This is a genomic window from Agrobacterium salinitolerans (genome assembly GCF_027498475.1).
Lineage (GTDB): Bacteria > Pseudomonadota > Alphaproteobacteria > Rhizobiales > Rhizobiaceae > Agrobacterium > Agrobacterium salinitolerans.
The window spans coordinates 1,291,888-1,314,562 of sequence record NZ_JAPZLN010000001.1 but is presented as its reverse complement, the minus strand read 5'-3'; the positions used below and the strand labels follow the sequence as shown (position 1 = coordinate 1,314,562).

Annotated in this window: 24 protein-coding genes; 12 read left to right on the top strand and 12 right to left on the bottom strand. The window is 60.8% G+C overall.

Annotated features, from left to right (window positions below):
• The first annotated feature begins 97 nt into the window (after window positions 1–97).
• Entirely contained in the window at window positions 98–712 is a 615-nt protein-coding gene (locus O9X91_RS06380) for an alpha/beta hydrolase (protein ID WP_077981400.1), read from the top strand.
• Between the two features lie 196 nt (window positions 713–908).
• On the opposite strand, the gene O9X91_RS06375 is transcribed toward O9X91_RS06380, so the two are convergent.
• Complete coding sequence (locus O9X91_RS06375) at window positions 909–1,493, bottom strand: transglycosylase SLT domain-containing protein (RefSeq protein WP_142913614.1); 585 nt, start codon at window positions 1,491–1,493, stop codon at window positions 909–911.
• Between the two features lie 675 nt (window positions 1,494–2,168).
• On the opposite strand from O9X91_RS06375, the gene O9X91_RS06370 reads away from it, so the two are divergent.
• A complete protein-coding gene (locus tag O9X91_RS06370; protein WP_142913615.1) occupies window positions 2,169–2,702 on the top strand; it encodes a transglutaminase-like cysteine peptidase in 534 nt (177 codons plus the stop codon).
• A gap of 91 nt (window positions 2,703–2,793) precedes the next feature.
• Here O9X91_RS06370 and O9X91_RS06365 read toward each other — a convergent pair whose 3' ends face one another.
• Window positions 2,794–3,681, bottom strand: a complete 888-nt coding sequence (locus O9X91_RS06365) for a DMT family transporter (protein ID WP_162520557.1) — start codon at window positions 3,679–3,681, stop codon at window positions 2,794–2,796.
• A 240-nt stretch (window positions 3,682–3,921) separates the two neighbouring features.
• On the opposite strand from O9X91_RS06365, the gene O9X91_RS06360 reads away from it, so the two are divergent.
• Together O9X91_RS06360 and O9X91_RS06355 are read left to right on the top strand one after the other, a co-directional pair.
• Window positions 3,922–5,220 carry an adenylosuccinate synthase gene (locus O9X91_RS06360; RefSeq protein WP_077981405.1) on the top strand — a complete coding sequence of 433 codons (1,299 nt, stop codon included), beginning with the start codon at window positions 3,922–3,924 and terminating at the stop codon, window positions 5,218–5,220.
• 70 nt (window positions 5,221–5,290) lie between these two features.
• Window positions 5,291–7,597 (top strand): hypothetical protein, encoded by a 2,307-nt coding sequence (locus O9X91_RS06355; RefSeq protein ID WP_269833966.1) that lies wholly within the window; start codon window positions 5,291–5,293, stop codon window positions 7,595–7,597.
• A gap of 297 nt (window positions 7,598–7,894) precedes the next feature.
• Here the strand turns inward: O9X91_RS06355 and rpoH are convergent, their stop codons facing one another.
• The 3 genes from rpoH to O9X91_RS06340 all read right to left on the bottom strand — a co-directional run bounded on the left by rpoH (window position 7,895) and on the right by O9X91_RS06340 (window position 11,083).
• Window positions 7,895–8,797: an RNA polymerase sigma factor RpoH gene (gene rpoH / locus O9X91_RS06350; RefSeq protein ID WP_080789876.1), complete on the bottom strand. Its 903-nt coding sequence runs from the start codon at window positions 8,795–8,797 to the stop codon at window positions 7,895–7,897.
• Window positions 8,798–8,964: 167 nt separating this feature from the next.
• On the bottom strand, window positions 8,965–9,789 hold the full coding sequence (locus O9X91_RS06345) for a class I SAM-dependent methyltransferase (protein WP_077981407.1): 825 nt from the start codon (window positions 9,787–9,789) through the stop codon (window positions 8,965–8,967).
• 271 nt (window positions 9,790–10,060) lie between these two features.
• On the bottom strand, window positions 10,061–11,083 hold the full coding sequence (locus O9X91_RS06340) for an RluA family pseudouridine synthase (protein WP_269833967.1): 1,023 nt from the start codon (window positions 11,081–11,083) through the stop codon (window positions 10,061–10,063).
• A 38-nt stretch (window positions 11,084–11,121) separates the two neighbouring features.
• Here O9X91_RS06340 and O9X91_RS06335 point away from each other — a divergent pair, with 38 nt between their 5' ends.
• Together O9X91_RS06335 and O9X91_RS06330 are read left to right on the top strand one after the other, a co-directional pair.
• Complete coding sequence (locus tag O9X91_RS06335; protein ID WP_137410868.1) at window positions 11,122–11,514, top strand: hypothetical protein; 393 nt, start codon at window positions 11,122–11,124, stop codon at window positions 11,512–11,514.
• Complete coding sequence (locus tag O9X91_RS06330; RefSeq protein WP_269833968.1) at window positions 11,504–12,358, top strand: TrmH family RNA methyltransferase; 855 nt, start codon at window positions 11,504–11,506, stop codon at window positions 12,356–12,358. Before O9X91_RS06335 ends, O9X91_RS06330 begins: the two co-directional genes overlap by 11 nt.
• Before the next feature lie 236 nt (window positions 12,359–12,594).
• On the opposite strand, the gene O9X91_RS06325 is transcribed toward O9X91_RS06330, so the two are convergent.
• Together O9X91_RS06325 and O9X91_RS06320 are read right to left on the bottom strand one after the other, a co-directional pair.
• The gene (locus tag O9X91_RS06325; RefSeq protein WP_269833969.1) at window positions 12,595–13,821 is read right to left on the bottom strand and encodes a coiled-coil domain-containing protein; all 1,227 of its coding nucleotides are present in this window, start codon (window positions 13,819–13,821) and stop codon (window positions 12,595–12,597) included.
• A gap of 309 nt (window positions 13,822–14,130) precedes the next feature.
• Window positions 14,131–14,727 carry a DUF1134 domain-containing protein gene (locus O9X91_RS06320; protein ID WP_162520559.1) on the bottom strand — a complete coding sequence of 199 codons (597 nt, stop codon included), beginning with the start codon at window positions 14,725–14,727 and terminating at the stop codon, window positions 14,131–14,133.
• 248 nt (window positions 14,728–14,975) lie between these two features.
• On the opposite strand from O9X91_RS06320, the gene chpT reads away from it, so the two are divergent.
• From chpT to O9X91_RS06300, 4 genes are all read left to right on the top strand, one after another.
• Entirely contained in the window at window positions 14,976–15,623 is a 648-nt protein-coding gene (chpT, locus tag O9X91_RS06315; RefSeq protein WP_077981411.1) for a histidine phosphotransferase ChpT, read from the top strand.
• 86 nt (window positions 15,624–15,709) lie between these two features.
• Window positions 15,710–16,237, top strand: a complete 528-nt coding sequence (locus O9X91_RS06310) for a GNAT family N-acetyltransferase (protein ID WP_269833970.1) — start codon at window positions 15,710–15,712, stop codon at window positions 16,235–16,237.
• A gap of 99 nt (window positions 16,238–16,336) precedes the next feature.
• On the top strand, window positions 16,337–16,858 hold the full coding sequence (locus O9X91_RS06305) for a MarR family winged helix-turn-helix transcriptional regulator (protein ID WP_269834287.1): 522 nt from the start codon (window positions 16,337–16,339) through the stop codon (window positions 16,856–16,858).
• Between the two features lie 23 nt (window positions 16,859–16,881).
• The gene (locus O9X91_RS06300) at window positions 16,882–17,220 is read left to right on the top strand and encodes a DUF6616 family protein (RefSeq protein ID WP_269833972.1); all 339 of its coding nucleotides are present in this window, start codon (window positions 16,882–16,884) and stop codon (window positions 17,218–17,220) included.
• A gap of 139 nt (window positions 17,221–17,359) precedes the next feature.
• Here O9X91_RS06300 and O9X91_RS06295 read toward each other — a convergent pair whose 3' ends face one another.
• On the bottom strand, window positions 17,360–17,875 hold the full coding sequence (locus O9X91_RS06295) for a GNAT family N-acetyltransferase (protein ID WP_173990064.1): 516 nt from the start codon (window positions 17,873–17,875) through the stop codon (window positions 17,360–17,362).
• 204 nt (window positions 17,876–18,079) lie between these two features.
• A complete protein-coding gene (ctrA, locus tag O9X91_RS06290) occupies window positions 18,080–18,784 on the bottom strand; it encodes a response regulator transcription factor CtrA (RefSeq protein ID WP_003491823.1) in 705 nt (234 codons plus the stop codon).
• 480 nt (window positions 18,785–19,264) lie between these two features.
• On the opposite strand from ctrA, the gene O9X91_RS06285 reads away from it, so the two are divergent.
• Both O9X91_RS06285 and O9X91_RS06280 read left to right on the top strand, forming a co-directional pair.
• Window positions 19,265–19,615: a flagellar export protein FliJ gene (locus O9X91_RS06285; protein ID WP_003491821.1), complete on the top strand. Its 351-nt coding sequence runs from the start codon at window positions 19,265–19,267 to the stop codon at window positions 19,613–19,615.
• A gap of 287 nt (window positions 19,616–19,902) precedes the next feature.
• Window positions 19,903–20,106 (top strand): DUF1059 domain-containing protein, encoded by a 204-nt coding sequence (locus O9X91_RS06280; protein ID WP_077981414.1) that lies wholly within the window; start codon window positions 19,903–19,905, stop codon window positions 20,104–20,106.
• A gap of 219 nt (window positions 20,107–20,325) precedes the next feature.
• Here O9X91_RS06280 and O9X91_RS06275 read toward each other — a convergent pair whose 3' ends face one another.
• The 3 genes from O9X91_RS06275 to O9X91_RS06265 all read right to left on the bottom strand — a co-directional run bounded on the left by O9X91_RS06275 (window position 20,326) and on the right by O9X91_RS06265 (window position 22,339).
• Window positions 20,326–20,607 carry a GNAT family N-acetyltransferase gene (locus tag O9X91_RS06275; protein ID WP_003522924.1) on the bottom strand — a complete coding sequence of 94 codons (282 nt, stop codon included), beginning with the start codon at window positions 20,605–20,607 and terminating at the stop codon, window positions 20,326–20,328.
• Window positions 20,608–20,831: 224 nt separating this feature from the next.
• The gene (sciP, locus tag O9X91_RS06270) at window positions 20,832–21,107 is read right to left on the bottom strand and encodes a CtrA inhibitor SciP (RefSeq protein WP_004430042.1); all 276 of its coding nucleotides are present in this window, start codon (window positions 21,105–21,107) and stop codon (window positions 20,832–20,834) included.
• A 191-nt stretch (window positions 21,108–21,298) separates the two neighbouring features.
• Window positions 21,299–22,339, bottom strand: coding sequence for a DUF2793 domain-containing protein (locus O9X91_RS06265; RefSeq protein ID WP_269833973.1), 1,041 nt, complete (start codon window positions 22,337–22,339; stop codon window positions 21,299–21,301).
• Window positions 22,340–22,675: the final 336 nt, after the last annotated feature.

The following is a 22,675-nucleotide window of genomic DNA, read 5'->3' as shown; positions in this document are numbered from 1 at the left end:
AAACGGGCGCCACCCGCTCGCTCCCCATGATTGCTCCGCTTGGCTGAAGAAGCCGCGTGTATCGTTGAACCTTCTTCCTTTCAGAAAGGATTCTCCCATGACCAGGGACAGCTATTTCCACAAATCCCGCGCCGGCGTTGCCGGTGCACCGCTTTTCGTTTTGCTGCACGGCACCGGCGGCGATGAAAACCAGTTCTTCGATTTCGGCTCGCGCCTGCTGCCTGAGGCGACCATTCTCTCACCCGTCGGCGATGTCTCCGAACACGGTGCGGCGCGGTTTTTCCGGCGCACGGGAGAGGGCGTCTACGACATGGCCGACCTTCAACGGGCGACCGTCAAGATGGCGGATTTCATCAAGGCGAACCGGGAGCATTACCAGGCGGGTCCGGTCATCGGCCTCGGTTTTTCCAATGGTGCGAATATTCTCGCCAATGTGCTGATCGAAGAACCCGGACTTTTCGATGCGGCGGTGCTGATGCATCCGCTCATCCCGTTCGAGCCGAAGATTTCTCCCGCCAAGGCCTCGCGCCGGGTGCTGATTACGGCCGGCGAGCGCGATCCTATCTGCCCGGTGCCGCTGACGAAGGCGCTGGAACAGAGCCTCAAGGCACAGGGCGGCACGGTGGAAACCGTATGGCATCCGGGTGGGCATGAAATCCGCGCCGGCGAGATCGATGCGGTCAGGGGTTTTCTGGCGGCTTATGGGGAATAGGCGTGTGGCTGCACAGGCGTTCTCCGTCTGGCGCGACCATTCCGGCACCATGCCGCTCCCGACAAAACGTCATCCTCGGGCTTGACCCGAGGATCCACCGCCCGGCGTGACCATGGATCCTCGGGTCAAGCCCGAGGATGACGGAGGTGGTTGCTACTCCGTCCCTTGTTCTCGAGTGAACTTGTCCAGTCTCGCCTCAGCGATATCCGCATTGCTGCAACTGCGCCTCGTAACGCATCGCCATGTTGGCGGAGCGGCGGGCGGCCTTTTGGACCGCGGAATTGTTGCGCCAGCTGCCCTTCGCATAACCGGCATGGCCGGAATAATAAGCGAGGTAGAGATTATAGGGGTCGTTCAGCGCAATGCCGTTTTCGCGCCGGCTCTTGGCGTGATACCAGCCGACGAAATGGATCGCATCGGTGAAATCGGTGCGGCTTGCCGACCAGCGGCCGGTTTCGCGCTGGTAAACGCTCCATGTGCCGTCCAGCGCCTGTGCATAACCATAGGCGCTCGACTGGCGTTTCCAGGGAATGAAACCCAAGAGTTTGGTGCGCGGCGGCCGTGCATAGGGGCGGAAGGCGGATTCGGTGTAGATCGTCGCCATCATGACCGGCACGGGCACGCCGAATTCGCGCTCGGCCGCCTTGGCATCACGCCGCCAGTTGTTGAAGATGCCGTTCCGCTGCTCGAAAATCGCACAGGCATTGGTGACCTGCGACGGTGCGGTGGCGCAGCCGGCCAGGACGAGCATCAGAAAAACAACGGCAAATACGCCACGCATAACGGAACCCTTTCGTTCCGTTATTCTTAAATTGCTAACCATTAACGTCGGGTTTTAAGACAAGGTTAATTCAAATGCCTGACATCGCGCGGCCGTTAACCCGCTGAAAATTCCTGTGGCGGGGATGGGGCAAAACCAGCCGCGCATCGTCGCTTCCTGTCATCTTTCGACTTTTTTCTTCCCCGTGCATCCCCGGTGTCTATCTGCGCGGTAGGCTTGTCTCCATACCGGTCATCAAACGTGCGCGCGGCGCGAGATGGGCGGGGCAGGCGGCCGAGACTGGGGAGTTTCCCAATGTCACGGTTAAGGCGGCCGGCATGTGACCTCCTTCCAAACAGGAACCGGTTTGGCGGGTGCGTTACAGGTTAAAATATCGGAGCCGGGCCGCATCGTCTGCAAACCCTCCAATACCAATCCATGCCCCGCAGCGATGCGGCCCTTTCTCTCCCGCCACGTTGCCGCGACTGTCGCGGCGACGGCATCGGCGCATGTCTGAAAATGTGCTCGGTGTCCCAAAAATCAAAACCGATAAAATTGTAGCAATCGGCTTAAAGCGCCTGAAAACAGTGCTGTGCCATTGTGGGATCACAGACGGAGAGCGGCCCTTGCAAGAGGCGCTCCACAAAACAGAAATCGAGACCGGCACAAGCCGGCGGATCGCAAACGGGGTATGAAATGCTGAAGAAGATTATTGCTGCCGCCATCTGCGGAATTGCCGTTGCTTCCATGTCCAACCATGCCGACGCTGCTGGCGCTGCCGGTTTTGCCCGCGGTTTCGCCGCCGTCGAGAAATCCGCCGTGACGCAGATCGGTGTTTCCGCGCCTGATGGTTTCGACGGTTGCGTTCTTTCCGCCGGCCAGTGCGTCTCTGCCATCGCAGCGCCGCTGACGGTCGAGCGCCGTGAGGAACTGCTGCGCGTCAACCGCGACGTGAACGCCACAATGGGCGCGCTCGACGATTATGTCTCCGGTTTTGCAACCGATGTTCCGGCAACGCCGTCTTTGAGCCTTGGCGATTGCGGTGATTGCGCCGCCATCAAGCGCACGGCCCTTGCCGGCGCCGGCTGGTCCTCCAGCGCGCTGCGCCTCGCCTTTTCGCTGAACAATGACGGATCGCTCGAAAAAGTGCTGATCGTTACCACCGACAGGGGCGATATCGTCCTTGGCAACGCCGTCTTTTCTCCGGCAGAGCGCGAAACCGCGCTTTGACCTTTGGTTCGAGCATCGGAAACAGTTTGCGATCCGATGCTCCATTCTTTCATGCCTGCCAGACTGCGCCGGTTTTCCTGACCCTGTTGGTTCAGGAAGCCGGCGATTTTTTTCGTTCTGCGACGGCAATGCCCGCCAGCGCCATGATGAGTGCGGCTATCTGATAGGTGTGCAGCGTTTCGCTGAGCACGAAGACGGACAGCAGCGTGCCGAAGACAGGCACAAGGTTGATGAAGAGGCCGGCGCGGTTGGCGCCGATCTGTTCCACGCCCTTGATGTACAGGATCTGCGCGACGAGTGAGGCAAAAATGCCGGCATAGACCACCAGCACCCAACCCTTCTGATCCGGCCAGACGACGCTGTTGCGGGAGATTTCCCAGAAGACCAGCGGCACCGAGGTGAGGAGCGCGAAGAAGGCGGGGATGGCCATCAGCGTGCGCCAGTCGACGGCCGGTTTCCAGCGCAGGATGACGGTGTAGATCGCATAAACAAGCACGGCGAGCAGCATGACGGCGTCGCCGACATTCATTTCCAGTTGCAGCAACGAGACCGGATCGCCATGCGAGGCGAGCAGCGCCACACCGGCGATGGTGAGACAGAAGCCGGCGATCTGGCCGAACAGCACGCGGGTGCGGAACAGTATGAAGTTCAGGACGAAGATGACCATGGGAATGCCGGCCTGGATGACGGCGGCATTGATGGCCGAGGTGTGTTGCAGGGCCGTGTAGAGAAACACGTTAAAGGCGGTATAACCGACACTGCCGAGCACGAAGAAATAGGGCAGGCGCTGTTTCACCACCGGCCAGTCCTTGATGAGTTGCGGCACGGAAATGGCGAAGATGATGGCGACGGCGAAGACCCAGCGCAGGAAGGTGAAGGCCATGGGGCTGATGTGGCCGACGGCCAGCTTTCCGGCAACGGTGTTGCCGCCCCAGCAGAGCGTGGCGATGATGAGGGCGATATAGGCTTTCGAAGGCACGCTGATGTTTCGCTTCTTCAATGGGTGGGAAAACGGAGAGGGGTGGATGGCGGCCTTGCGCCCGCGCTTGGCCCCCACGGGGCGAGATAATGCGGGAAATCCGCGTCTTGTCACGGAAAAAGCAAAATTCTCCATAAGAAACAGGGTCGCTTTCCGTAAAACAACGCAGTATACATTCGCGGGTTTGGGTTTCCCATCGGGTTATCGGGCGTGCAAGCGCCATGAGCAGGAAAGCAAGAAATGACGAATGTTGTGGTGGTCGGCTCGCAATGGGGCGACGAAGGCAAAGGCAAGATTGTCGACTGGCTGTCCGAGCGGGCAGATGTCGTCGTGCGGTATCAGGGCGGCCATAATGCCGGCCATACGCTTGTCATCGATGGCATCAGCTACAAGCTTTCGCTCCTGCCGTCCGGCGTCGTGCGTCCCGGCAAGCTTGCCGTCATCGGCAATGGCGTCGTGGTCGATCCGCATGCCCTGATCGCCGAAATCGGCCGTCTGGAAGCGCAGGGCGTCAAGGTCACGCCGGAAAACCTGCGCATCGCCGACAACGCCACCCTTATTCTTTCTCTGCATCGAGAACTGGACGGCATGCGCGAAGATGCGGCCTCCAACAGCGGCACCAAGATCGGCACCACCCGCCGCGGCATCGGCCCGGCCTATGAAGACAAGGTCGGCCGCCGCGCCATCCGCGTCATGGATCTGGCCGACATGGAGGCGCTTTCCGCCAAGGTCGACCGCATCCTCACGCATCACAATGCGCTTCGTCGCGGTTTCGGCGCGGCTGAAGTGGCGCATGAGACGATCATGGAAGAACTGGGCTCGATTGCCGAACGCATCCTGCCGTTCAGCGAAACCGTGTGGCTGCTGCTCGACAAGAAGCGCCGCGCCGGTGCGCGCATCCTGTTCGAAGGCGCTCAAGGGTCGCTGCTCGATATCGACCATGGCACCTATCCTTACGTGACCTCTTCCAACACGGTTGCCGGTCAGGCCGCTGCCGGTTCGGGCATGGGTCCGGGTTCCCTGGGTTACATTCTCGGCATCACCAAGGCCTACACCACCCGTGTTGGCGAAGGTCCGTTCCCGACCGAGCTGAACGACGAGATCGGCCAGTTCCTGGGCGAAAAGGGTCATGAATTCGGCACCGTCACCGGCCGCAAGCGCCGCTGCGGCTGGTTCGATGCCGCACTGGTGCGCCAGTCGGTCGCCACCAACGGTATTACCGGCATCGCGCTCACCAAGCTCGATGTTCTCGACGGTCTCGACGAGCTGAAAATCTGCGTCGGTTACAAGCTGGACGGGCAGGAAATCGATCATCTTCCGGCAAGCCAGGGCGCGCAGGCGCGGGTCGAGCCGATCTACGTCACACTGGAAGGCTGGAAGGAATCTACCGTCGGTGCCCGAAAATGGGCGGATTTGCCTGCTCAGGCAATCAAATATGTCCGTCAGGTCGAGGAATTGATCGGGGCGCCTGTCGCGCTTCTGTCGACAAGTCCGGAGCGTGACGACACCATACTTGTGACTGATCCGTTTGAGGATTAATGTCCTCGGCGATCTAGATTCATAAACCATATCGGGCCGGTACGTCGCCGGTCACGACGAGAAAGTGCTTATGGCGGATTTTGTAGCAGTCATTCGCAAGGCCGTGGATGGCTTGGCGAACAATACTCCCGAAAACCGGGCGAAGGTTTACGACAAGGCGCGCAGTGCTGTTGTGCGCCAGCTCGAGAATATGAAGCCACGTCCGCCGGAAGAATTGTTGCGCCGGCAGATCGCCAAGCTGGACGCCGCAATCGCCGAGGTGGACAGCGAATATGCAGAGGCGCTTCCGGCGCTGGAGGAAGATGACGCTGTCTCTCCCGCTGCGGAAGAGACGGCGGCGTCCTATTACCAGCAGGATTCCGCCGACGAAGACGACGCCCGCGCCGCCGAGCCGGCGGAGGATGCAGACCGGGAAGAGGCGCGGCACGAGCCGGTCTACGAAGAACCGGCAGCCGCTGAACCCACGCAATCGGAGCCGGTTTACGAAGACGCGGTCGAAGAGGAAGAGCCCCGGCACGCTGACACCGCTGCCGATGAGGAGCCGCATCACGGCGGCCGCGAGCCGGAAGAGCTTTATGATGCGCCGGAAACGGTTCATGCCGCTCACGCTCCGGCACACGGCTCCGACGAAGCCGTCGGCACCTATTTCGTCCGTACGGAAGAAGAGCCGGCTCACCAGCCGCAGGATGACTATGTGGAGCCTGAAACGGCGCCCGCCCCTGCTGATGATTCCGTTCCGTCCCATTGGGCGCAGCCGGTGGATGAGGACGACTGGCGCAAGCTCGAGGACGCGCAGGACGACGATGTGCGTCCGGCCGGAGAGGAATATGAAGAGGTTCGTAACGAGACCGACGAAGGTCCGCTCGTTGCCGGTTATGCCGCTCAGCATTACCAGGAACCGGAGGTAAGCTTCGAGCCGGCCCCTTACGACGAGCATGAGCGTCGCGAGGCGGACGACCATTTCGGCCCCGCCGCCGTGGAGCACGCGCCCGCCTTTGGTGGCCGGCACGATTTCGACGAACATCGCCAGACGGAAGAGCAGGCCCCGAAAAAGGCAGCCGTGGTCGAGGATTTTTCGTCCTATTTCCAGGATGCGGATATCGCCATTCCGCCGAAGGACGCGCCAGCGCTGCCGCGCGCCGATAACGATCTCTTCGGCGATCAGGCAGCGGCAAAGGACAATAAGGAACGCACGCCCTGGGACGATCTGGACGAGTTGATCGGTTATGACGGCGCGTCGTCCTCGACTAGTCAGGCTCCGGGCGAACCGAATGGTGTGGGCGCTGCCGTCGCGACGCCCGCCTATATGGTCAAGAAGAAGCCGCGTCGCAATTATGCGTCGGTGGTGCTTGCCCTTGCCGGCGTGGCGCTGCTAGCCGGCGGCGGTTATGCCGTGTGGATGAACCGCGATGCGCTGAACGATATGGTCGGCGGGCTGGTCAGCTCCGCACAGAACGGCGGCTCAAGCGAGACGGCTTCGAACGGGACGGGTGAGGCGCAGACCTCGACACCGCCGGCGACCCAGCAGCCGCCCGCCACGGGGCAGCAGCCGACGTCCCCGACCAACCAACAGACGCCGGCCCATGGCGATGACGGCTCCGTCACCGGCACCAAGTTCACCCAGCGGCTTCTGGCCGACGGCACAGAGCGGGACGAGGGACCTGCGCCGGGCGCGAACGGCCAGCCCGTTACCGCCGAAGGCCAGTCGGTCTATGAGCAGAATGTCGCGCCGCCGGCTGCGGGCGAGGCTCCGGCCAATAATGCCGGTGCGCCAGCCGGAACGCCTGCCGGCACGCCGGCGCAGCAGCCCGCCGCCGCCGCCGGCGACCGCATGTTCCTTTATGAGGAAGTGCTGGGTCAGACGGTGCCGACCGCCATTCAGGGCAGCGTTTCCTGGTCGCTGCAGCAGGAAAATGACGGCGATGGCAAACCTTCGCCCACCGTGCAGGGTCAGATCAACGTTCCCGGCCGTGGCCTCAGCGCACTGATCACCTTCAAGCGCAATACCGACCCGTCGCTGCCGGCCAGCCATCTGATCGAGATCGTCTTCTCGGTATCGCCCGGCTTCGAAGGCGGCGCTATCGACAGCGTCCAGCGCATCGCGATGAAGAGCACCGAGCAGGATCGCGGCAACGCCCTGATTGCGGTTCCGGCCAAGATCACCGACGATTTCCACATGATTGCGCTCAACGATTTCCCGGATGCGATGAAGACCAATCTGGAGCTTCTGAAGAGTCGCAACTGGATCGACATTCCGGTTTCCTATCGCAATGGCCGGCGTGCGCTGCTGACCCTGCAAAAGGGCAATGACGGCATCGCCGCCTTCGACAAGGCGCTCAGCGAATGGGCGGCGGCAACGCCGACGACCGGACAGTGATGATCCGGGGGCTTGCCGAGAGCTGGCCCCCTCATCGCCTCGCTTACGCTCCGGCACTTCTCCCCGGCGGGGAGAAGAATTTGCGGCAACCTATCGACCTCTCAAAGCATCAGTCTGAAATCCCCTGTGGAATGAGACGGTGCCCCAGCTTCTTCTCCCCGCCGGGGAGAAGTGCCGGAGCGCAGCGAGGCGATGAGGGGGCTGCACCTACCGTCTTGAATAACGCCGGTTTCAAACAAAAAGCCCGCAGGTCTTGCGATCTGCGGGCTTTATGTCGACTAGCGTTTTAAGGAGCGCTTACGCATCCACCACGCGCAATGCACGCGCGGCTTCCAGCGCTTCCTTCTGCACCGCTTCCTGCACCTTCTCGAAGGCGCGAACCTCGATCTGGCGGACGCGTTCGCGGCTGATGTCGAACTCGGATGAGAGTTCTTCCAGCGTCACCGGGTCTTCGGCAAGGCGGCGGGCTTCGAAGATGCGGCGTTCGCGCTCGTTCAGCACGCCCATGGCTTTCGCAAGCATGCGGCGGCGGGTTTCCAGCTCGTCCTGCTCGATCAGCACGTCTTCCTGGCTGTCATGGTCGTCCACCAGCCAGTCCTGCCATTGGCCGGACTCGCCTTCGGACGCCTTGATCGGCGCATTCAGCGATGCGTCGCCATGCAGGCGGCGGTTCATCGAGATGACTTCTTCTTCCGACACCTGCAGCTTGGTGGCGATTTCCTTGACGTGTTCCGGCTTCAGATCGCCATCGTCAATCGCCTGGATGCGGCCTTTCAGCCGGCGCAGGTTGAAGAACAGACGCTTCTGGTTGGCGGTCGTACCCATCTTCACCAGCGACCACGAGCGCAGGATATATTCCTGGATCGAGGCCTTGATCCACCACATGGCGTAGGTGGCCAGACGAAAGCCGCGTTCCGGATCGAACTTCTTCACCGCCTGCATCAGGCCGACATTGCCTTCGGACACGACTTCGCCGATCGGCAGGCCGTAACCGCGGTAACCCATGGCGATCTTGGCAACAAGACGCAGGTGGCTGGTGACGAGTTTGTGTGCGGCGTCGCGGTCGCCATGCTCGGCATAACGCTTGCCCAGCATGTACTCTTCCTGCGGCTCCAGCATCGGAAATTTACGGATTTCGTCGAGATATCTATTGAGGCCGGCTTCGCCGGCTGTAATCGTAGGCAAACTATTGCGGGCCATAAAGCACCCCCTTATCTATGGTCTGGAACGGCACCCTCTTTGGCATGGCAAATCACCCGCCCGAGGCACACCGTAAGCTGCGGGTCGTTACCGACCCCGCACGAACCCATGTGACAAATATGTACGCGCCCGCCGCGTTTCAAGCGAACGCTGCGTTCACACATACGTTATATTCCAGTCACACCTTCCTTGATCTGTTTAACTTTCGAACGGTAGATTCGTTCCGAGAAGCCGCCAAGGCCGGAGCGCACCATCAGTTCATACATCACCCGTCTGCGCATGGGATTGTGCAGGCGCACCACCTTCGAGCCGAGGAACTGCGTTTCGACATGGGAAAGCGCTTGCAGATCGTGATCGGCGGCGATGGCAGCAGCATAGGTGGCGTGAAATTCCCGGTGACAGACATAGGTCTTGTATTTCGTCATGCCGAAGCAGACGAGGCTATGGCCATGGGTGCGCAGAAAATCGGCGACGCCCACCGTCACTTCCGGCCAGGCGGGGTTGAAAGTGTCGTCGAAGACGATGACGCCATGCGGCGCGATCACCTCCATGGCCAGTTTCGCATCGGCCAGCACATGGTGCAGGGTGTGGCCGCCATCAATGCTGAAGAAGCGGGCGGGGCCGATGCGGGAGGTGATATCGGCGGGCGCCAGCCGGGTGCTGTCGCCCTTGATGATGAGGTTCTCGTCCATTGGAAAGTCCAGCCGGCGGCCGTTTTCCATCAGGCGCTCATATTGGTCGAGGCTGCCGTCTTCCGGCGGGTCGAGATCGAACAAGTCGACGCCCAGAACCTTTTCCTGCGGCTGCGCGAATTTGCGCAGCAGGAAATAGGATCGGCCATAATAAACGCCGATTTCCGCCAGGCCGCCATGGAGGCCGCTTTTCGTCTGGGCCTGCAACAGCGCTTTGAAGACGAGCGCATCGGGCGGGTCGATATAACCTTCGACGCTGCGCAACTCCTGAAATATAAACCGGCGGTCTTCGATATTCATGCGATAGATCCCGTCATCATGCCGGTTCCGTTCGGGGCGGATCGAACGAATGGCGTCTCTGCGCTTTATTTGGCAGGCTTGAAATCGTCACGGTTTAATGGCCGCGATTTCAGGCTTTGCGGGGCCGAGGAGGTGTGACGATTGAAGCGAAATTGGGGCGGTCTATAAAAAGGACCGACTGCGGAATATCGCTATCCGCTAATCTTTTTTTATTATCCGGGGCTTCCGGCGAAATGCATGGCGCGGTTTTTTGACCGCGCCATGCAGGTTTTCAGCCACGCAATGCGGCGGTCAGCGCTTCCATGTCCTCGGGCAGGTCGGTTTCGAATTCCATCACCTCGCCGGTGCGCGGATGTTCGAAAGCGAGCAGATAGGCATGCAGGGCCTGGCGCGGAAAGCCGCGGACGGCGCTTTTGGCCGGTTCTTCGAGAAGGTTCGCCTTGGTGCGGAAGGCCGCGCCATATTCGGGATCGCCGATCAGCGGATGGCCGATATGGGCCATGTGAACGCGGATCTGGTGGGTGCGGCCGGTTTCCAGCCGGCATTCCACCATGGAGGCGAGGCAGGTGGCGTCCGGCCGCTCATGGTAACGCTCCATCACCTCGTAATGGGTGATCGCCTCGCGGGCATCGTCGGCATCCTCGTGTTTGACGGCGCGTTTGGTGCGGTCGGTGCTGCGGCCGAGTGCTGCGTCGATGGTGCCGCGCAGGGTTCGCGGGCGGCCCCAGACGACGGCCTTGTAGGCGCGCTCCAGCGGGCCGGTGCGGCCATGATCGGCAAATTGCGCGGCGAGATGGCGGTGGGCATTGTCGTTTTTGGCAACGACCATGACGCCTGACGTTTCCTTGTCCAGCCGGTGCACGATGCCCGGACGCTTGACGCCGCCAATGCCGGACAGGCTGTCGCCGCAATGGTGGATGAGGGCGTTCACCAGCGTGCCGGTCCAGTTGCCTGCGCCCGGATGCACAACGAGACCGGCCGGTTTGACCAGCACGATCAGGTCTTCATCCTCATATTCCACGTCGAGCGGAATGTCCTCGCCCTTGGGTTCCGGGTCTTCCGGCTCGGGCATGACGATTTCGATACGGTCGCCGGGATGCACCTTCTTCTTCGGCTCCGTCACCGGATTGCCGTTGAGGGAAACCGCGCCCTGTTCGATCAGCGCCTTCAGGCGGCTGCGGGAGAAGTCGCCGCCCACCTCGCCTGCCAGCCATGAATCGAGGCGGCCTTCGGCGTCTTCCCCGGCAATCAGGACTTTCCTTGCGTCTCCGCCTTGTTTAAAGGGGTCGTTCATTCTTATTTTTCCGATCCATCAGCATTTCAGGGAACCCGATGACGCAGATCGAGCAAGACGAACAGGAAGACAAGCCGCTTGATCCGGCCATGGAAAAAGTTCGCCGCAAGATGATCCGTTTGCAGATCGTGTCGGGCTCCGTGATGTTTATCAGCCTTATGGCTGTCTTCGGTGCGGTTGTCTACAAGGCGATGGGGCCGTCGAAGGCGGTTCAGACACAGGCGGAAGCGCCGAACCTTGCCGTTCCCACCGGCAATGGCCCGATGGCGGTCACCGCCAGCCTGCCGCAGGGCTTCACGATCGACAACGTCAGCTATTCCGGCGGCGACATGCTGTTTTATGGCCGGCTCTCCAATGGCACCCGCAAGGCGCTGGTCTTCAATGTTGCGACCGGCCGGTTCCTCGCCGATGTGACGGTCGATGGCCAGTGAGGCCAATAACCTGCTGGAGGGGCGACCGCTGATCCCGGTCGAGGATCCCGCCGATCCGCGCATCGCCGCGTTTCGCGATATTCGCGAGCGTGATCTCACCGGCCGTCAAGGTCGGTTCATTGCGGAAGGCACGGTGGTGCTGCGCATGCTGGCCGCCGCCCACAAAGCGGGAGGCGCATTTGCAGCCGAGAGCATCCTGATCCTGCGCAACCGCCTTTCCGGCGTTGCGGATATCCTTGCGGATTTCCCGCCGGATGTGCCGGTCTATGTGGCGGAAGCGCCGGTGCTGGACGGCATCGTCGGTTTTCACCTGCATCGCGGCATTCTGGCGCTCGGACGGCGGGTTCAGGATCGCGGACTGGAAGAAATGACGGCGGCACTTCCCGCATCTTCCCTGGTGCTTGTCGGCTGCGGCATTTCCAACCACGATAATCTCGGCGCGATGTTCCGCAATGCGGCGGCCTTTTACGCCGATGCGGTGCTGCTGGACGAGACGTGTTGCGACCCGCTTTATCGCAAGGCGCTCAGGGTTTCCGTGGGCTCGGTGCTGTCGGTTCCCTATCATCGCGGTGGCGGGGCGGTGGACATGCTGGAGCGGCTTTGCGAGGCGGGGTTTGCTATCTGGAGCCTGTCTCCGAATGGCGAGACGGAGATACGCGATATTCCCCGATCACAGCGCATGGCGCTGGTGATCGGCACAGAAGGCGAGGGGTTGCCGCAATCGGTGCTCTCGCGGTTTCATACCGCGCGGATTGCGCAGTCGCCGCAGCTGGATAGCCTGAACGCGGGGACGGCTTCGGGGCTGGCGCTTTATCAGATGGCGGGGGTGATGGGGCGGGTGTAGATCAGAGCCGCTTTAGCACTTCGGCGTATGCGGCTCACCCCCCTCTGTCCTGCCGGACATCTCCCCCTCAAGGGGGGAGATCGACTCGTGGTGAGGCCTCGCCCCTCTCAACGTTTGCGAATGAAGCGGTGGTCGCGCCTCCTGCCGATCTCCCCCCTTGAGGGGGAGATGCCCGGCAGGGCAGAGGGGGGTGAGCCGCACACTCAACGTTGAGGTAAACCAGACCCTCGGCGAACCTAGCGTTCCCGCTTCTCCATCACCACCTTCGCCCGCGTCGCAAGGCTCTCCCGCCCTGACGAACCGGAGGCCTTGGCCAGCAACCCCGGAATAGGCGAGGCCTCACCCTCCTGCGCGGCGGTGAGCGCGATCATCTCGGCGGCGATCCTTGCGATTTCGCGGCGGATGGGTTCGTCATTGCCGACGCCGCGCACATTCAGCAGGCGTTCGGTGAGCGCGGCGCCCTGATTACGGATATCCTCGATTTCCTGCTCCAGGCCTTGCGACGCCGCTGGCTCGGTCGATACCGGGGGGGCTGGTTCCTCTGCGGCGGCAGCCGGTATCGCCTCTTCGGCGGCGGATGCGGGTTCAAGCGCGGCGGCTGGGGCAGGGGCCGTCGGTTGCGATGGGCTGACCGTTTTGTCGTCCGAGACGGCGGGGTTCGGCAGACGGATGATCATGTCGTTGCTGCGGCCGCCGGTTGCCGCAAGCTGTTCCTTAAGCCGGGCGACTTCCTGGTTGCGCAGTGTCAGCATCGTGTCGAGATCGGCGTTTTTCGCCATGACGGTCGCGACCTGCTCCTCGAGCCGTGTGACCTTGCGGCTTTCGCGCGCAACCGCCGTCATCGCCTCCTTGTTGCGGGCCGCCACATCCTGCAATTCGCGGGTGGCGGTCTCGCCCTCCTTGCGGAAACGCGTGGCGCTCTGCTTGGCCTGTTCGGCTTCCAGATCGCGGGTGGCGGCGAGGATTTTCGAATCATCCAGCTCGCGCGTCAGATGGGTGAGGCGGGCGGTGAGATCGGACATCTGGCCGGCGCGCTCGTTGGCGGCCTGCTCCTGTTGCGCGAGGTTCGCCTGTAGGGCGCCGGCGTGTTCTTCGGCGGCATCGAGGGCCGCGCGCAATTCGCCGATTTCCAGCGTCAGCTCCTCGATTTTCAGGGAGAAACCGCGGTTCTGCTCGCCAAGGCGGTAGGCATCGCTGGAGGCGGCCTCGTTGGCGAGGCGCAGGGAGGTGTTTTTTTCCCGTTCCGTATCCAGCTCCTGGCGGATCTTGGCGTTTTCTGCGGCGTAAAGCGCACGCGCCATGTCCTTCTGGGCGCGAACTTCCTGCGGGCTGATGGGCATCGTCGCGCGTATGCGATTTTCCGTATAGGCGACGATGCGGCGGTGGATCGCGGGTGCGATCAACAGGGCCAGCAGGGTTGCGGTGAGAAAACCCAATCCAAAAAGAATGGCATATTCGATCACGCGGGACAGTCTCCGAAACTCAGATACGCGCGCATTCGGAAAGAGGGCGCGAAAGCACGTTACGCTATTATTGCAACCGTGGGGAGGGGTTTCCCCTAGGCAGTTAGCGGGCGGGACGTTGCCACTTGCTTCTTCTCCCCGAGGGGGAGAAGTCCGCGGCAGCGGGATGAGGGGGCAAGGGTTATGAGATACGGCAACGTTGCCCCCTCATCCGACCCTTCGGGCCACCTTCTCCCCGGCGGGGAGAAGAAACCTGCCGCAATGCCTCATCCTGTAGACCACCGTTAGCTCCACTCAGACCTCGGCGAATCAGAAGGGGTTCCAGGTCGGCTGCTGGGTGAGCTTCAGGTAACCGACATTGATGCCGAGGCGCGCGCCGATGCCGGTGCGGATGGGGGCAAGCGTGACGTCGCTGCTCTTCAGATAGGTCATGCCGACGCCGGCGACGATGAAAGCGGAGCCGCTCACACCACCGTAACGGCGGTAAAGCGCATCGACCGAAGGCAGGTTGTAGACCAGCATCATGGCGCGGGTTCCCTGGCCGCCGTAATCGAGGCCGAGGGAGGGGCCCTGCCAGAAGACGGGGTGCTGGCCGGCGTTCTTGGTGTAAAGCGTACCTTCGCCATAGGTGAGGCCCGCGACGAAGGCGCCGGAGCCTTCCTGGCCGAGAATGTAACCGTTCGGAAGACCGTATTGCTGGAAGGCGCGCTCCACCACCTTGGCAAGGCCGCCGGTGGTTTCACCGAAGAATCCGTGGCCCGCATCAATGACTTCCTGGAAAGAATATTGATCGCTGTTCTGGGCTGCGGCCGGTGCGGCCCATATCAGGAGGCTCGCAAGGAGCGCGACAATCTTTCCCAGTCCCAGGCGTGCAATGGTGCGGGTTTTCGTAAGGCGCATCGTCATGTCCGTCCGTCTGTTTCGTTAGCGCACCAGCCCGAAATCCGAATCGGTTTTCTTGAGGACTGGCGTGCAGAAAAAATTCTACAGCATATTTCGCGCATCCTTGCGGATACACATGGCTCCAGTGTGGCCTGTTAAGCCATTTGGCATTTTGAAACCATCCTATTAACAATCGGTTTACCAAATATGGTGTCATTATGGCTTAACAATTTCCACACCGTCCGCGCCTCCCTTGCGCAGGAGAGAATTTTATGACCAGCAAACTCAATATCACGCTGTCCGGTCCCGATCTGGCGGCTCTTCTGTGCAGCCGTGTGTGCCATGATGTGATTTCTCCTGTCGGCGCCATCAATAACGGCCTCGAGCTTCTGGACGAGGGCGGCACGGATGACGATGCGCTCGATCTCATCCGCACGTCAGCCCTTAACGCATCCGTGCGGCTGAAGTTCGCCCGCCTTGCTTTCGGCGCTTCCGGTTCGGCCGGCGCCTCCATCGACACCGGTGAGGCCGAAAAAGCCGCCCAGGATTTCGCTGCCGCCGAAAAGAAGGCGGAAGTGAGCTGGAACGGCCCGCGCGCCATCGTTGCGAAGAATCGTGTCAAACTTCTGCTCAACCTCTTCCTCGTCGCTTACGGCTCCATTCCGCGCGGCGGCAATGTGGACGTGCTGCTGGAAAACCCCGACGGCGACGCCAGGTTCGAAATCACCGTCAAGGGCCGGATGATGCGGGTGCCGGCCAAGTTCGTGGAAATTTACGAGGGCAGGCTGGAAGAGGCGGTCGACGCCCATTCCGTGCAGCCCTACTACACGCTGCTTCTGGCCGAGGAGGCCAATATGGCGGTGGAATACAAGGTGCATGACGACCGCATCGTGTTTACCGCCAAGACGATTACGGCGTGATCGTTTCAATGCGACAAGGATGCCACCAGGGTTGGGTGCGGCTTTAGCCTGCGCCCGGCCTTTTTCTTTTCCGAGGAGAAGGTCTCATGATCCGTGTCGAAACCGCGCGTCTTGTGCTGCGGCCTCACGCCATTGAGGACGAAGCACTTTATTGCTCCTTCTGGGGCGCGGATGTTCGTCCGATACCAGGGGTGAGCTCAATCGCGCCGCTCGATCCCGAACTCGCCTTTGCGCGGCTCCTGCGCTTCATCGGTCACTGGTCCGTCTTCGGCTTCGGCCCCTTCGTGGTTGAGGAGGCTGCCACGGGACGAATCGTCGGCGAGGTCGGTCTTGCCCATATGCGCCGTGGAAATGGCGCGGATTTCGACACCGCTCCGGAGGCCATGTGGAAGATCGACAGGGATTTGACAGGCAAAGGCGCGGCCAGCGAGGCCGTGCAAGCCGCGCTCGGCTGGTTTGACACCGCGGGCATATCGAGCCGTGTCGTCTGCATGATCGATCCGCTGAATACGCCCTCTCTCGCAATCGCCGCCCGCTTCGGCTTCCGTCCTTTCCGGGAGACGACGTTCCGGAAAAGCCCGGTGCGGCTTTTCGAAAGACTTATGGGAACATAAATCTGCGGGGGCGGGGCCAAGGAATAAAAGGGTTGACGGATGGTAAGGCGGCATACTATATGCCGGCTTATGATGCTGGAAAAGAAATATGAAGCGCTGTTGGCGCGCACATTGCAATCGGGCGTTTCTGAACCGGGAAGGCCCCTAACAAACGAAATCACCGCAGAGCCCGGCGGGATCAGGCTTTGTTTCGAGCTTCTGTCGCTTGCTGCGGCTATTGACCGGGATTGCGCCGCGCGGCTCTCGCCGCACCGTCTGTCGGAAGGGAAATTTCTGCTTCTTGTACTCTTGCGAGACAGGGTGGAGGGCCTTTCGCCGCATGAACTTGCCGACGCTTCCGGCGTCACGCGCGCCACCATTACCGGCCTGCTTGACGGGCTGGAGAAGGATGGGCTCGTGACGCGCCGACCCGCTTATGACGACCGCCGCAAGCTTCTGGTCTCCCTGACTGTCAGCGGCAAGACGCTGGTGGAGACATTGTTTGTTGAACATGCCGAATGGATATCCTCGCTGCTTTCCGGCCTCGACCAAAGCGAGCGCTGTTTGTTGAGCAAGCTTCTTGTGAAGGTGCGGACAAAGACGGGCGCGGCCACTGTTTCGGCCCGCCTTCCCGACAATTGATTCCAAATATGGAGACTGATGACATGTCTTATTTTCTCGCTGAACTTTATTCGGCCAAACCAAGCTGGAAGGCCTTGAGCGGCGAGGCGCGGGCAGCTTTTTTTGCCCGGATCGGCGCGGGCATGAGCGCGCTTTCTCAGGCGGGTATCGAGGTGATCACAACGGGCGCGGTCGATACCTCGCTGGGTCACGCATCCCCCCATGAATTCTTTGCGCTGTGGCGTTGCCGTGACCGGCAGGCCCTTTCTCTTCTGGTGGAGGCAATCGCTGACAGCGGATGGCATGACTATTTCGAGACGGTGAATGCGGGCGGGGAGGGTGCCGGCATGGCAAACCATCTCCAGCAGCTTGCAGCGGTCTGATCCGCCGCCTGATCGAGGCTGCCGCCGTGGCGGTCTCGATCGCGATCGAGAACGACTGTGAACACGTTCGAGGTCTGCTAAGCGTTGCCATATGTTTCGGGACGCGTCGTGAGCGGGATGATCCTGAGGTGTTCCTCTTTCAAACGGCGTTTGCCGGATGGTGCCGATAAACGAGGTCTTCGGGATCTGAACGGGGCGCTTTCGGATCGAGCATGCCGCCGATTCGCTCGGCAACGGCTGCAGATTTCCGATTCTGCGGCGAGACGTAGCTGACAAGCGAAGGCAGGTTCAGGGTCTTGAAGGCCCAGTCGCGCAGCGCCGAGGCGGCTTCCGCCGCATAGCCGTATCCTTCATGGCCTTCGTAAAGCAGCCAGCCCAGTTCCTTTTCCGGAAACAGCGGACCGTGATTGATGCCGACCTGGCCGACACATTGTCCCGTTGCGTCAAGCTCGATCATTAGTGCGCCATGGCCGAAAAAGTACCAGTTGGCCTGATCGTGGCAGAACACACCCCATGTCGAGGGCAGGTCGTAAGGCCCGCCCACACCGATAGAGCGCAATGACATCATGAAATCCCGATAGGCCGGAAAGTCTGTGATCATCAGCGGGCGCAGCGTCAGGCGTTCGGTCCTGAGGGTGGGGATAGGGTGGTTCATGTGCCATCATCCTTTTGCGGCGCATAGCCAAGCTCTTCTTCCCTCATTCCTGTACAAGCACAGGAAAGAGGGAGTATCCATGCGCCGGAATATGATCGTGTGTCGTAATATGCCAATGACACCGTTACCTGCGACCTTCAAATCACAACAAAAAACCCGCCGTTTCCAGCGGGTCTTTTAAAAACTGTCCTGTCCCGGAATGGATCAGGCGGTTTCGAGGAATTCCGTCGCGCCATCTGGCTCGCGCAGAACATAGCCGCGGCCCCAGACGGTTTCGATGTAGTTGGCGCCGCCGGCGGCGTTTGCGAGCTTCTTGCGCAGCTTGCAGATGAAGACGTCGATGATCTTCAGTTCCGGCTCGTCCATGCCGCCATAAAGGTGGTTCAGGAACATTTCCTTGGTCAGCGTCGTGCCCTTGCGCAGCGAAAGCAGCTCGAGCATCTGATATTCCTTGCCGGTCAGGTGAACGCGCTGGCCACCCACTTCAACCGTCTTGGCATCGAGATTGACGATCAGTTCGCCGGTGGAGATGACCGACTGCGCATGGCCCTTGGAACGGCGGACGATGGCGTGAATGCGGGCAACAAGCTCATCCTTGTGGAACGGCTTCGTCATGTAGTCGTCTGCGCCGAAGCCCAAGCCCCGAACCTTGTCCTCGATGCCGGCCATGCCGGACAGGATGAGGATCGGCGTCTTGACCTTGGAGAGGCGAAGCGTTCTCAGAACCTCGTAACCCGACATGTCGGGCAGGTTGAGGTCGAGAAGAATAATGTCGTAGTCGTAGAGCTTGCCCAGATCCACGCCTTCCTCACCGAGGTCGGTCGTGTAAACGTTAAAGCTTTCCGACTTAAGCATCAGTTCAATGCTCTGCGCTGTCGCGCTGTCGTCTTCAATAAGTAGAACCCGCATAATTATCCCCTTTGCCGCCCGCGAACCGGTAAATCATTGCCTCGCGCGATGCGGATCCAGACGTTGCCTGATTTGCAGGCTGCCACCAAATGGTTAACAAATTCTAATTGCCTTTGGCAAGGTGTATCGAATTTATTAAGCAAAGTAGGCATTTCGCTGTTTTTGCACGTGAATCCACCATCGCCAAAATTGAAGCTTAACGTGAGGAAATCCCGTTAAGTGATTCAATCGACTCTTACATCGTCGGGTCCATTTTTTTGGACCTGGCATTTACCGACCCTTAAATGATCGTGTTTATCATTAACGATGCCCGTAAACGAAAGGTTAACGGCGGCGGTTTTTTATTAACGCCGGGTAACTTTTGGGAATCATTCCGGGACAGGGGGCAACCCTTGCGGAAAAACGGGCGGGTTAAACGGGCCGATCAGGGTGGCATAGTGCCTTTTTGATCCGGGTCTCGCTATCCATGGAGTATTGCGTATGAAGTCGCGTGACAGCCTGGTTCGCCTGAAGGAATTTCAGGTCAATGAAAAACGCCGGCAGCTTAACCAGCTGCAGCAGATGATGTCCGAGTTCGAGCGGATGGCAAAGGAACTGGTGCATCAGATATCTCTGGAGGAAAGCAAGTCGGGCATTACCGATCCGACGCATTTCGCCTATCCGACCTTCGCCAAGGCCGCGCGCCAGCGGGCGGATAATCTTCAGGTCTCGATCCGTGAGCTGAAGGCCCAACAGGAAGCCGCCGAAGCTTCGCTGGAAGAGGTGCAGGCCGAATATGAAAAGGCCGCTGCCCTCGAAAACCGCGACGGAGCCATCCGCGCCCGCGCCTGACCTATAGGCGCAGGAGGTTACGAGGATCGTCCTCATTGACGGCTGCCGGTGGATCAGGAGGCGGCTTTCAATGACGGGACGCCATGCATTTTTTCGAAAGGCCGCTCGTTCAGGGCGGCCTTTTGTTTTGCCGCGTCGCCGGTGTTTTCCGCCGGGACGGTCGGGCCTGATTTCGATTGTCCGGACCTGGGGAAAGGCGTATTTTACGGAGGTTCCGACCGTGAGCCGGAGGCTTTTACGCGCACGCGCCCCGTGCGGGTGCGGGCGGCACTTGCAGGGAGGAAAAAATGGCCCGCCAATATATAGATTGCCGCGAATTCCCCAGTGACAGCAGATGCACCGTTGCCATCTCCGCCGATTCTCCGGAGGAGCTTATGGAAGCAGCCGTGCAACATGCCGTGGCTGTGCATGGCGCAAAGGATACGCCTGAATTTCGCGAGGAAGTCCGTCACAGCATGCATGCGGGAACACCGCCGCTGAAGGTGGCGTGACGTCCTTTTATGAATAACGCGATATCTGGAACGGTTGTTGAGGGATCAGGTGTGAACCGCTTGTTTCTTCTCCCCGCCGGGGAGAAGTCCGCGGCAGCGGGATGAGGGGGGCGACGGTGGAGATATACGGAGAGCTAGCCCCCTCATCCGACCCTTCGGGCCACCTTCTCCCCGGCGGGGAGAAGAAATATGCCGTGACGCTTGCGCTATACTGCCGGGTTACCCCTGGATAACATCCGCCCATTCGGCATGGCGCAACGTCTGGGCCTTGAAGAAGGGGCAGAGTGGAATGATTTTCCAGCCGCCCTTGCGGGCTTCATCGATCGCATGGGCGGCGAGCGCCTGGCCGACGCCTTTACCGCGCAGCGCATCGGGCACGCCGGTATGGTCGATGATGATGAGGGAAGGGGAAGTGCGCGAATAGGTCATCTCCGCCTTGTGGCCGTCGATGGTTGCCGAATATTCGCCGTGCGATCCGGTTTCGGTTGTCTTGATGTCCATGATGAGCGCCTTCCGCATTGCTGTTCGTTGTCGCCACTGTACCGGCTTCAGCCTGAATTGAAACAGCACGATAGCAAACGCAGCGGACACAAACCGGCGACAATCACCGGCTCAGTGGCGCAGTTCTCAGATGGACATCCGAAATTAGACCGAAAACCCCGTCGATAATCCGGCGGGGCGTTCTCTACACTCGGTCTGGGCGCGTTGCCGCGCCGGCGCACTGTTTAGTGGCGATATTGCTGGATGCGCGTGGTGCGCAGGCCGGCAAGGCCATGATCGGAGATCGAGGACTGCCAGGACAGGAATTCTTCGACGGTGAGCGTATAACGCTCGCAGGCTTCCTCGAGGCTCAGCAGTCCTCCGCGTACGGCGGCAACCACCTCGGCCTTTCTGCGAATGACCCAACGACGGGTATTGGCAGGCGGAAGATCCGCAATCGTCAGAGGGCTGCCATCGGGGCCGATGACATATTTAACTCGTGGGCGTATCATTTCGGTCATTGGACACTCTATACAAACTCAAGACCATATGACGGGAACTCTATCCCGGTACCTTTAAAAATTGCCTAAGCAGCTCGTGACAATTTATTAAGAATTTGAACGGTTTCGCCTGATTTGTTCGAGTCGCCTTATTTTGCCGGGAAAAAATTTTTCCAAAAATCGCAATTTTTCTCTCTCATCGGTTGTTTCCGTCAAAGTGTCGCAAGCGAAAGGCACGTTTTCCCATCGCCCTGGGTAAATTCCGCCGTTCCCTCATGCTGCAGCCGCAGGCGGTCGCCGGCATCGAGCGGAAGAATGGATGTGGCCGACTGCTGGGTGCCGGTGGCGGAGACGTTGCCGGCGATGCTGAAGCTGGTCGCCGCACCGTTCACGAACAGCGTTACCCGGTGGCCGGAGGAAGACGCGATGGCAAGCCCCAATACCGCCAGATAGAGGCCTTTTGCCGGAACGACGAGTTCACGCCCGCCGCCGCTCACTACATCACCGAGCGTAAAGCCGCCCTCGGCGATGAAGAGCACGGAAAAACCTGCCGCCGAGCCGTTGGCGGGTTTCGTCGTGCCCGCCGGCAGGCCGGCAACAGTGAGCGCGCGGTTGGGCATCGAGACCCGGCCATCGCCGCTGCACAAAAGCGCCGTATGCCAGGTGGCGCCATCCGCACTCGTCTTGATCGAAAAACCGTCGCTGCCGGCAAGGCCTATTTCCGCCCGGCCGCTCCAGCCGGACTGGAACAGCAGCGAGGCGGTATCGGTTTTGCCTGCCTTGTTGACCGTCATGCGGTGGCTGCCGTCTTCCGGCCCATGGGTGAAGAGGCTGGCGGGGGAGGCGAGCGCCATGCGGTTGGCGGCGTCTGCCTCCGTGCCGATGCCCAGCCTTTCCAGCCGACCGCTTGCCGGCAGCGGCAAGTCGCGCCAGTTTCCGTCCTGCAGGGCCCGGTATCTGCTTTCGGCCGCGAACCATGCCGTCCAGCCGGGCTGCGGCGTGATCGAAAGCCATGCGCCATCCTGCCGGAAGGCAAGTCTGCCGCCCTTGCCGGCCCAGTCGCCGGTGGCGCCGGCGGAGAGAAGGAAGCAGTCTCCTTCCACTGCATCTTCGGGCGGTGTCGCGACGGTGGCCCTGACGACGAGCTGCACGATCGCATCCAGCCTTTGCAGGGCTTCGTTGTGGGTGACGTGCTTCTGGGCCTGCGAGGGCAGGATGTAGGGAAGCCGAAGTCTTGCCGTCTGTTCCGTCATGGTGTGCCTTCCGCGCTGCGGTGTTTCGTTGCGGGGCATTGTGGGGCGGTGGCGTGGGGTGGGGATGAGCGGGGATGGATTATTTTTTGGAGGCTTCGGCGTATGCCGCTTCACCCCCCTCTGCCCTGCCGGGCATCTCCCCCTCAAGGGGGGAGATCGACTCGTGGATAGGTCTCGCCTATCACGACGTTTACGAATGAAGCGGTGGTAGCGCCTCCTGCCGATCTCCCCCCTTGAGGGGGAGATGCCCGGCAGGGCAGAGGGGGGTGAAGCGGCATACGCCGAAGCTCACCAAGGCAGAAATCCGATCCACCCGTTGCAGTAGCCGCAGGAGAC

Bases quoted from the DNA above. Each gene is read 5' to 3' on its own strand.
- O9X91_RS06345 (WP_077981407.1), bottom strand. From the start codon at position 9,789: ATGAATATCGAAGACCGCCGGTTTATATTTCAGGAGTTGCGCAGCGTC.
- O9X91_RS06275 (WP_003522924.1), bottom strand. From the start codon at position 20,607: ATGGACATCAAGACAACCGAAACCGGATCGCACGGCGAATATTCGGCA.
- rpoH (WP_080789876.1), bottom strand. From the start codon at position 8,797: ATGGCCCGCAATAGTTTGCCTACGATTACAGCCGGCGAAGCCGGCCTC.
- O9X91_RS06340 (WP_269833967.1), bottom strand. From the start codon at position 11,083: ATGAACGACCCCTTTAAACAAGGCGGAGACGCAAGGAAAGTCCTGATT.
- sciP (WP_004430042.1), bottom strand. From the start codon at position 21,107: ATGACCGAAATGATACGCCCACGAGTTAAATATGTCATCGGCCCCGAT.
- O9X91_RS06265 (WP_269833973.1), bottom strand. From the start codon at position 22,339: ATGACGGAACAGACGGCAAGACTTCGGCTTCCCTACATCCTGCCCTCG.
- O9X91_RS06310 (WP_269833970.1), top strand. From the start codon at position 15,710: ATGATCCGTGTCGAAACCGCGCGTCTTGTGCTGCGGCCTCACGCCATT.
- chpT (WP_077981411.1), top strand. From the start codon at position 14,976: ATGACCAGCAAACTCAATATCACGCTGTCCGGTCCCGATCTGGCGGCT.
- O9X91_RS06375 (WP_142913614.1), bottom strand. From the start codon at position 1,493: ATGCGTGGCGTATTTGCCGTTGTTTTTCTGATGCTCGTCCTGGCCGGC.
- O9X91_RS06360 (WP_077981405.1), top strand. From the start codon at position 3,922: ATGACGAATGTTGTGGTGGTCGGCTCGCAATGGGGCGACGAAGGCAAA.
- O9X91_RS06380 (WP_077981400.1), top strand. From the start codon at position 98: ATGACCAGGGACAGCTATTTCCACAAATCCCGCGCCGGCGTTGCCGGT.
- O9X91_RS06300 (WP_269833972.1), top strand. From the start codon at position 16,882: ATGTCTTATTTTCTCGCTGAACTTTATTCGGCCAAACCAAGCTGGAAG.
- O9X91_RS06285 (WP_003491821.1), top strand. From the start codon at position 19,265: ATGAAGTCGCGTGACAGCCTGGTTCGCCTGAAGGAATTTCAGGTCAAT.
- ctrA (WP_003491823.1), bottom strand. From the start codon at position 18,784: ATGCGGGTTCTACTTATTGAAGACGACAGCGCGACAGCGCAGAGCATT.
- O9X91_RS06330 (WP_269833968.1), top strand. From the start codon at position 11,504: ATGGCCAGTGAGGCCAATAACCTGCTGGAGGGGCGACCGCTGATCCCG.
- O9X91_RS06295 (WP_173990064.1), bottom strand. From the start codon at position 17,875: ATGAACCACCCTATCCCCACCCTCAGGACCGAACGCCTGACGCTGCGC.
- O9X91_RS06280 (WP_077981414.1), top strand. From the start codon at position 19,903: ATGGCCCGCCAATATATAGATTGCCGCGAATTCCCCAGTGACAGCAGA.
- O9X91_RS06335 (WP_137410868.1), top strand. From the start codon at position 11,122: ATGACGCAGATCGAGCAAGACGAACAGGAAGACAAGCCGCTTGATCCG.
- O9X91_RS06370 (WP_142913615.1), top strand. From the start codon at position 2,169: ATGCTGAAGAAGATTATTGCTGCCGCCATCTGCGGAATTGCCGTTGCT.
- O9X91_RS06320 (WP_162520559.1), bottom strand. From the start codon at position 14,727: ATGACGATGCGCCTTACGAAAACCCGCACCATTGCACGCCTGGGACTG.
- O9X91_RS06355 (WP_269833966.1), top strand. From the start codon at position 5,291: ATGGCGGATTTTGTAGCAGTCATTCGCAAGGCCGTGGATGGCTTGGCG.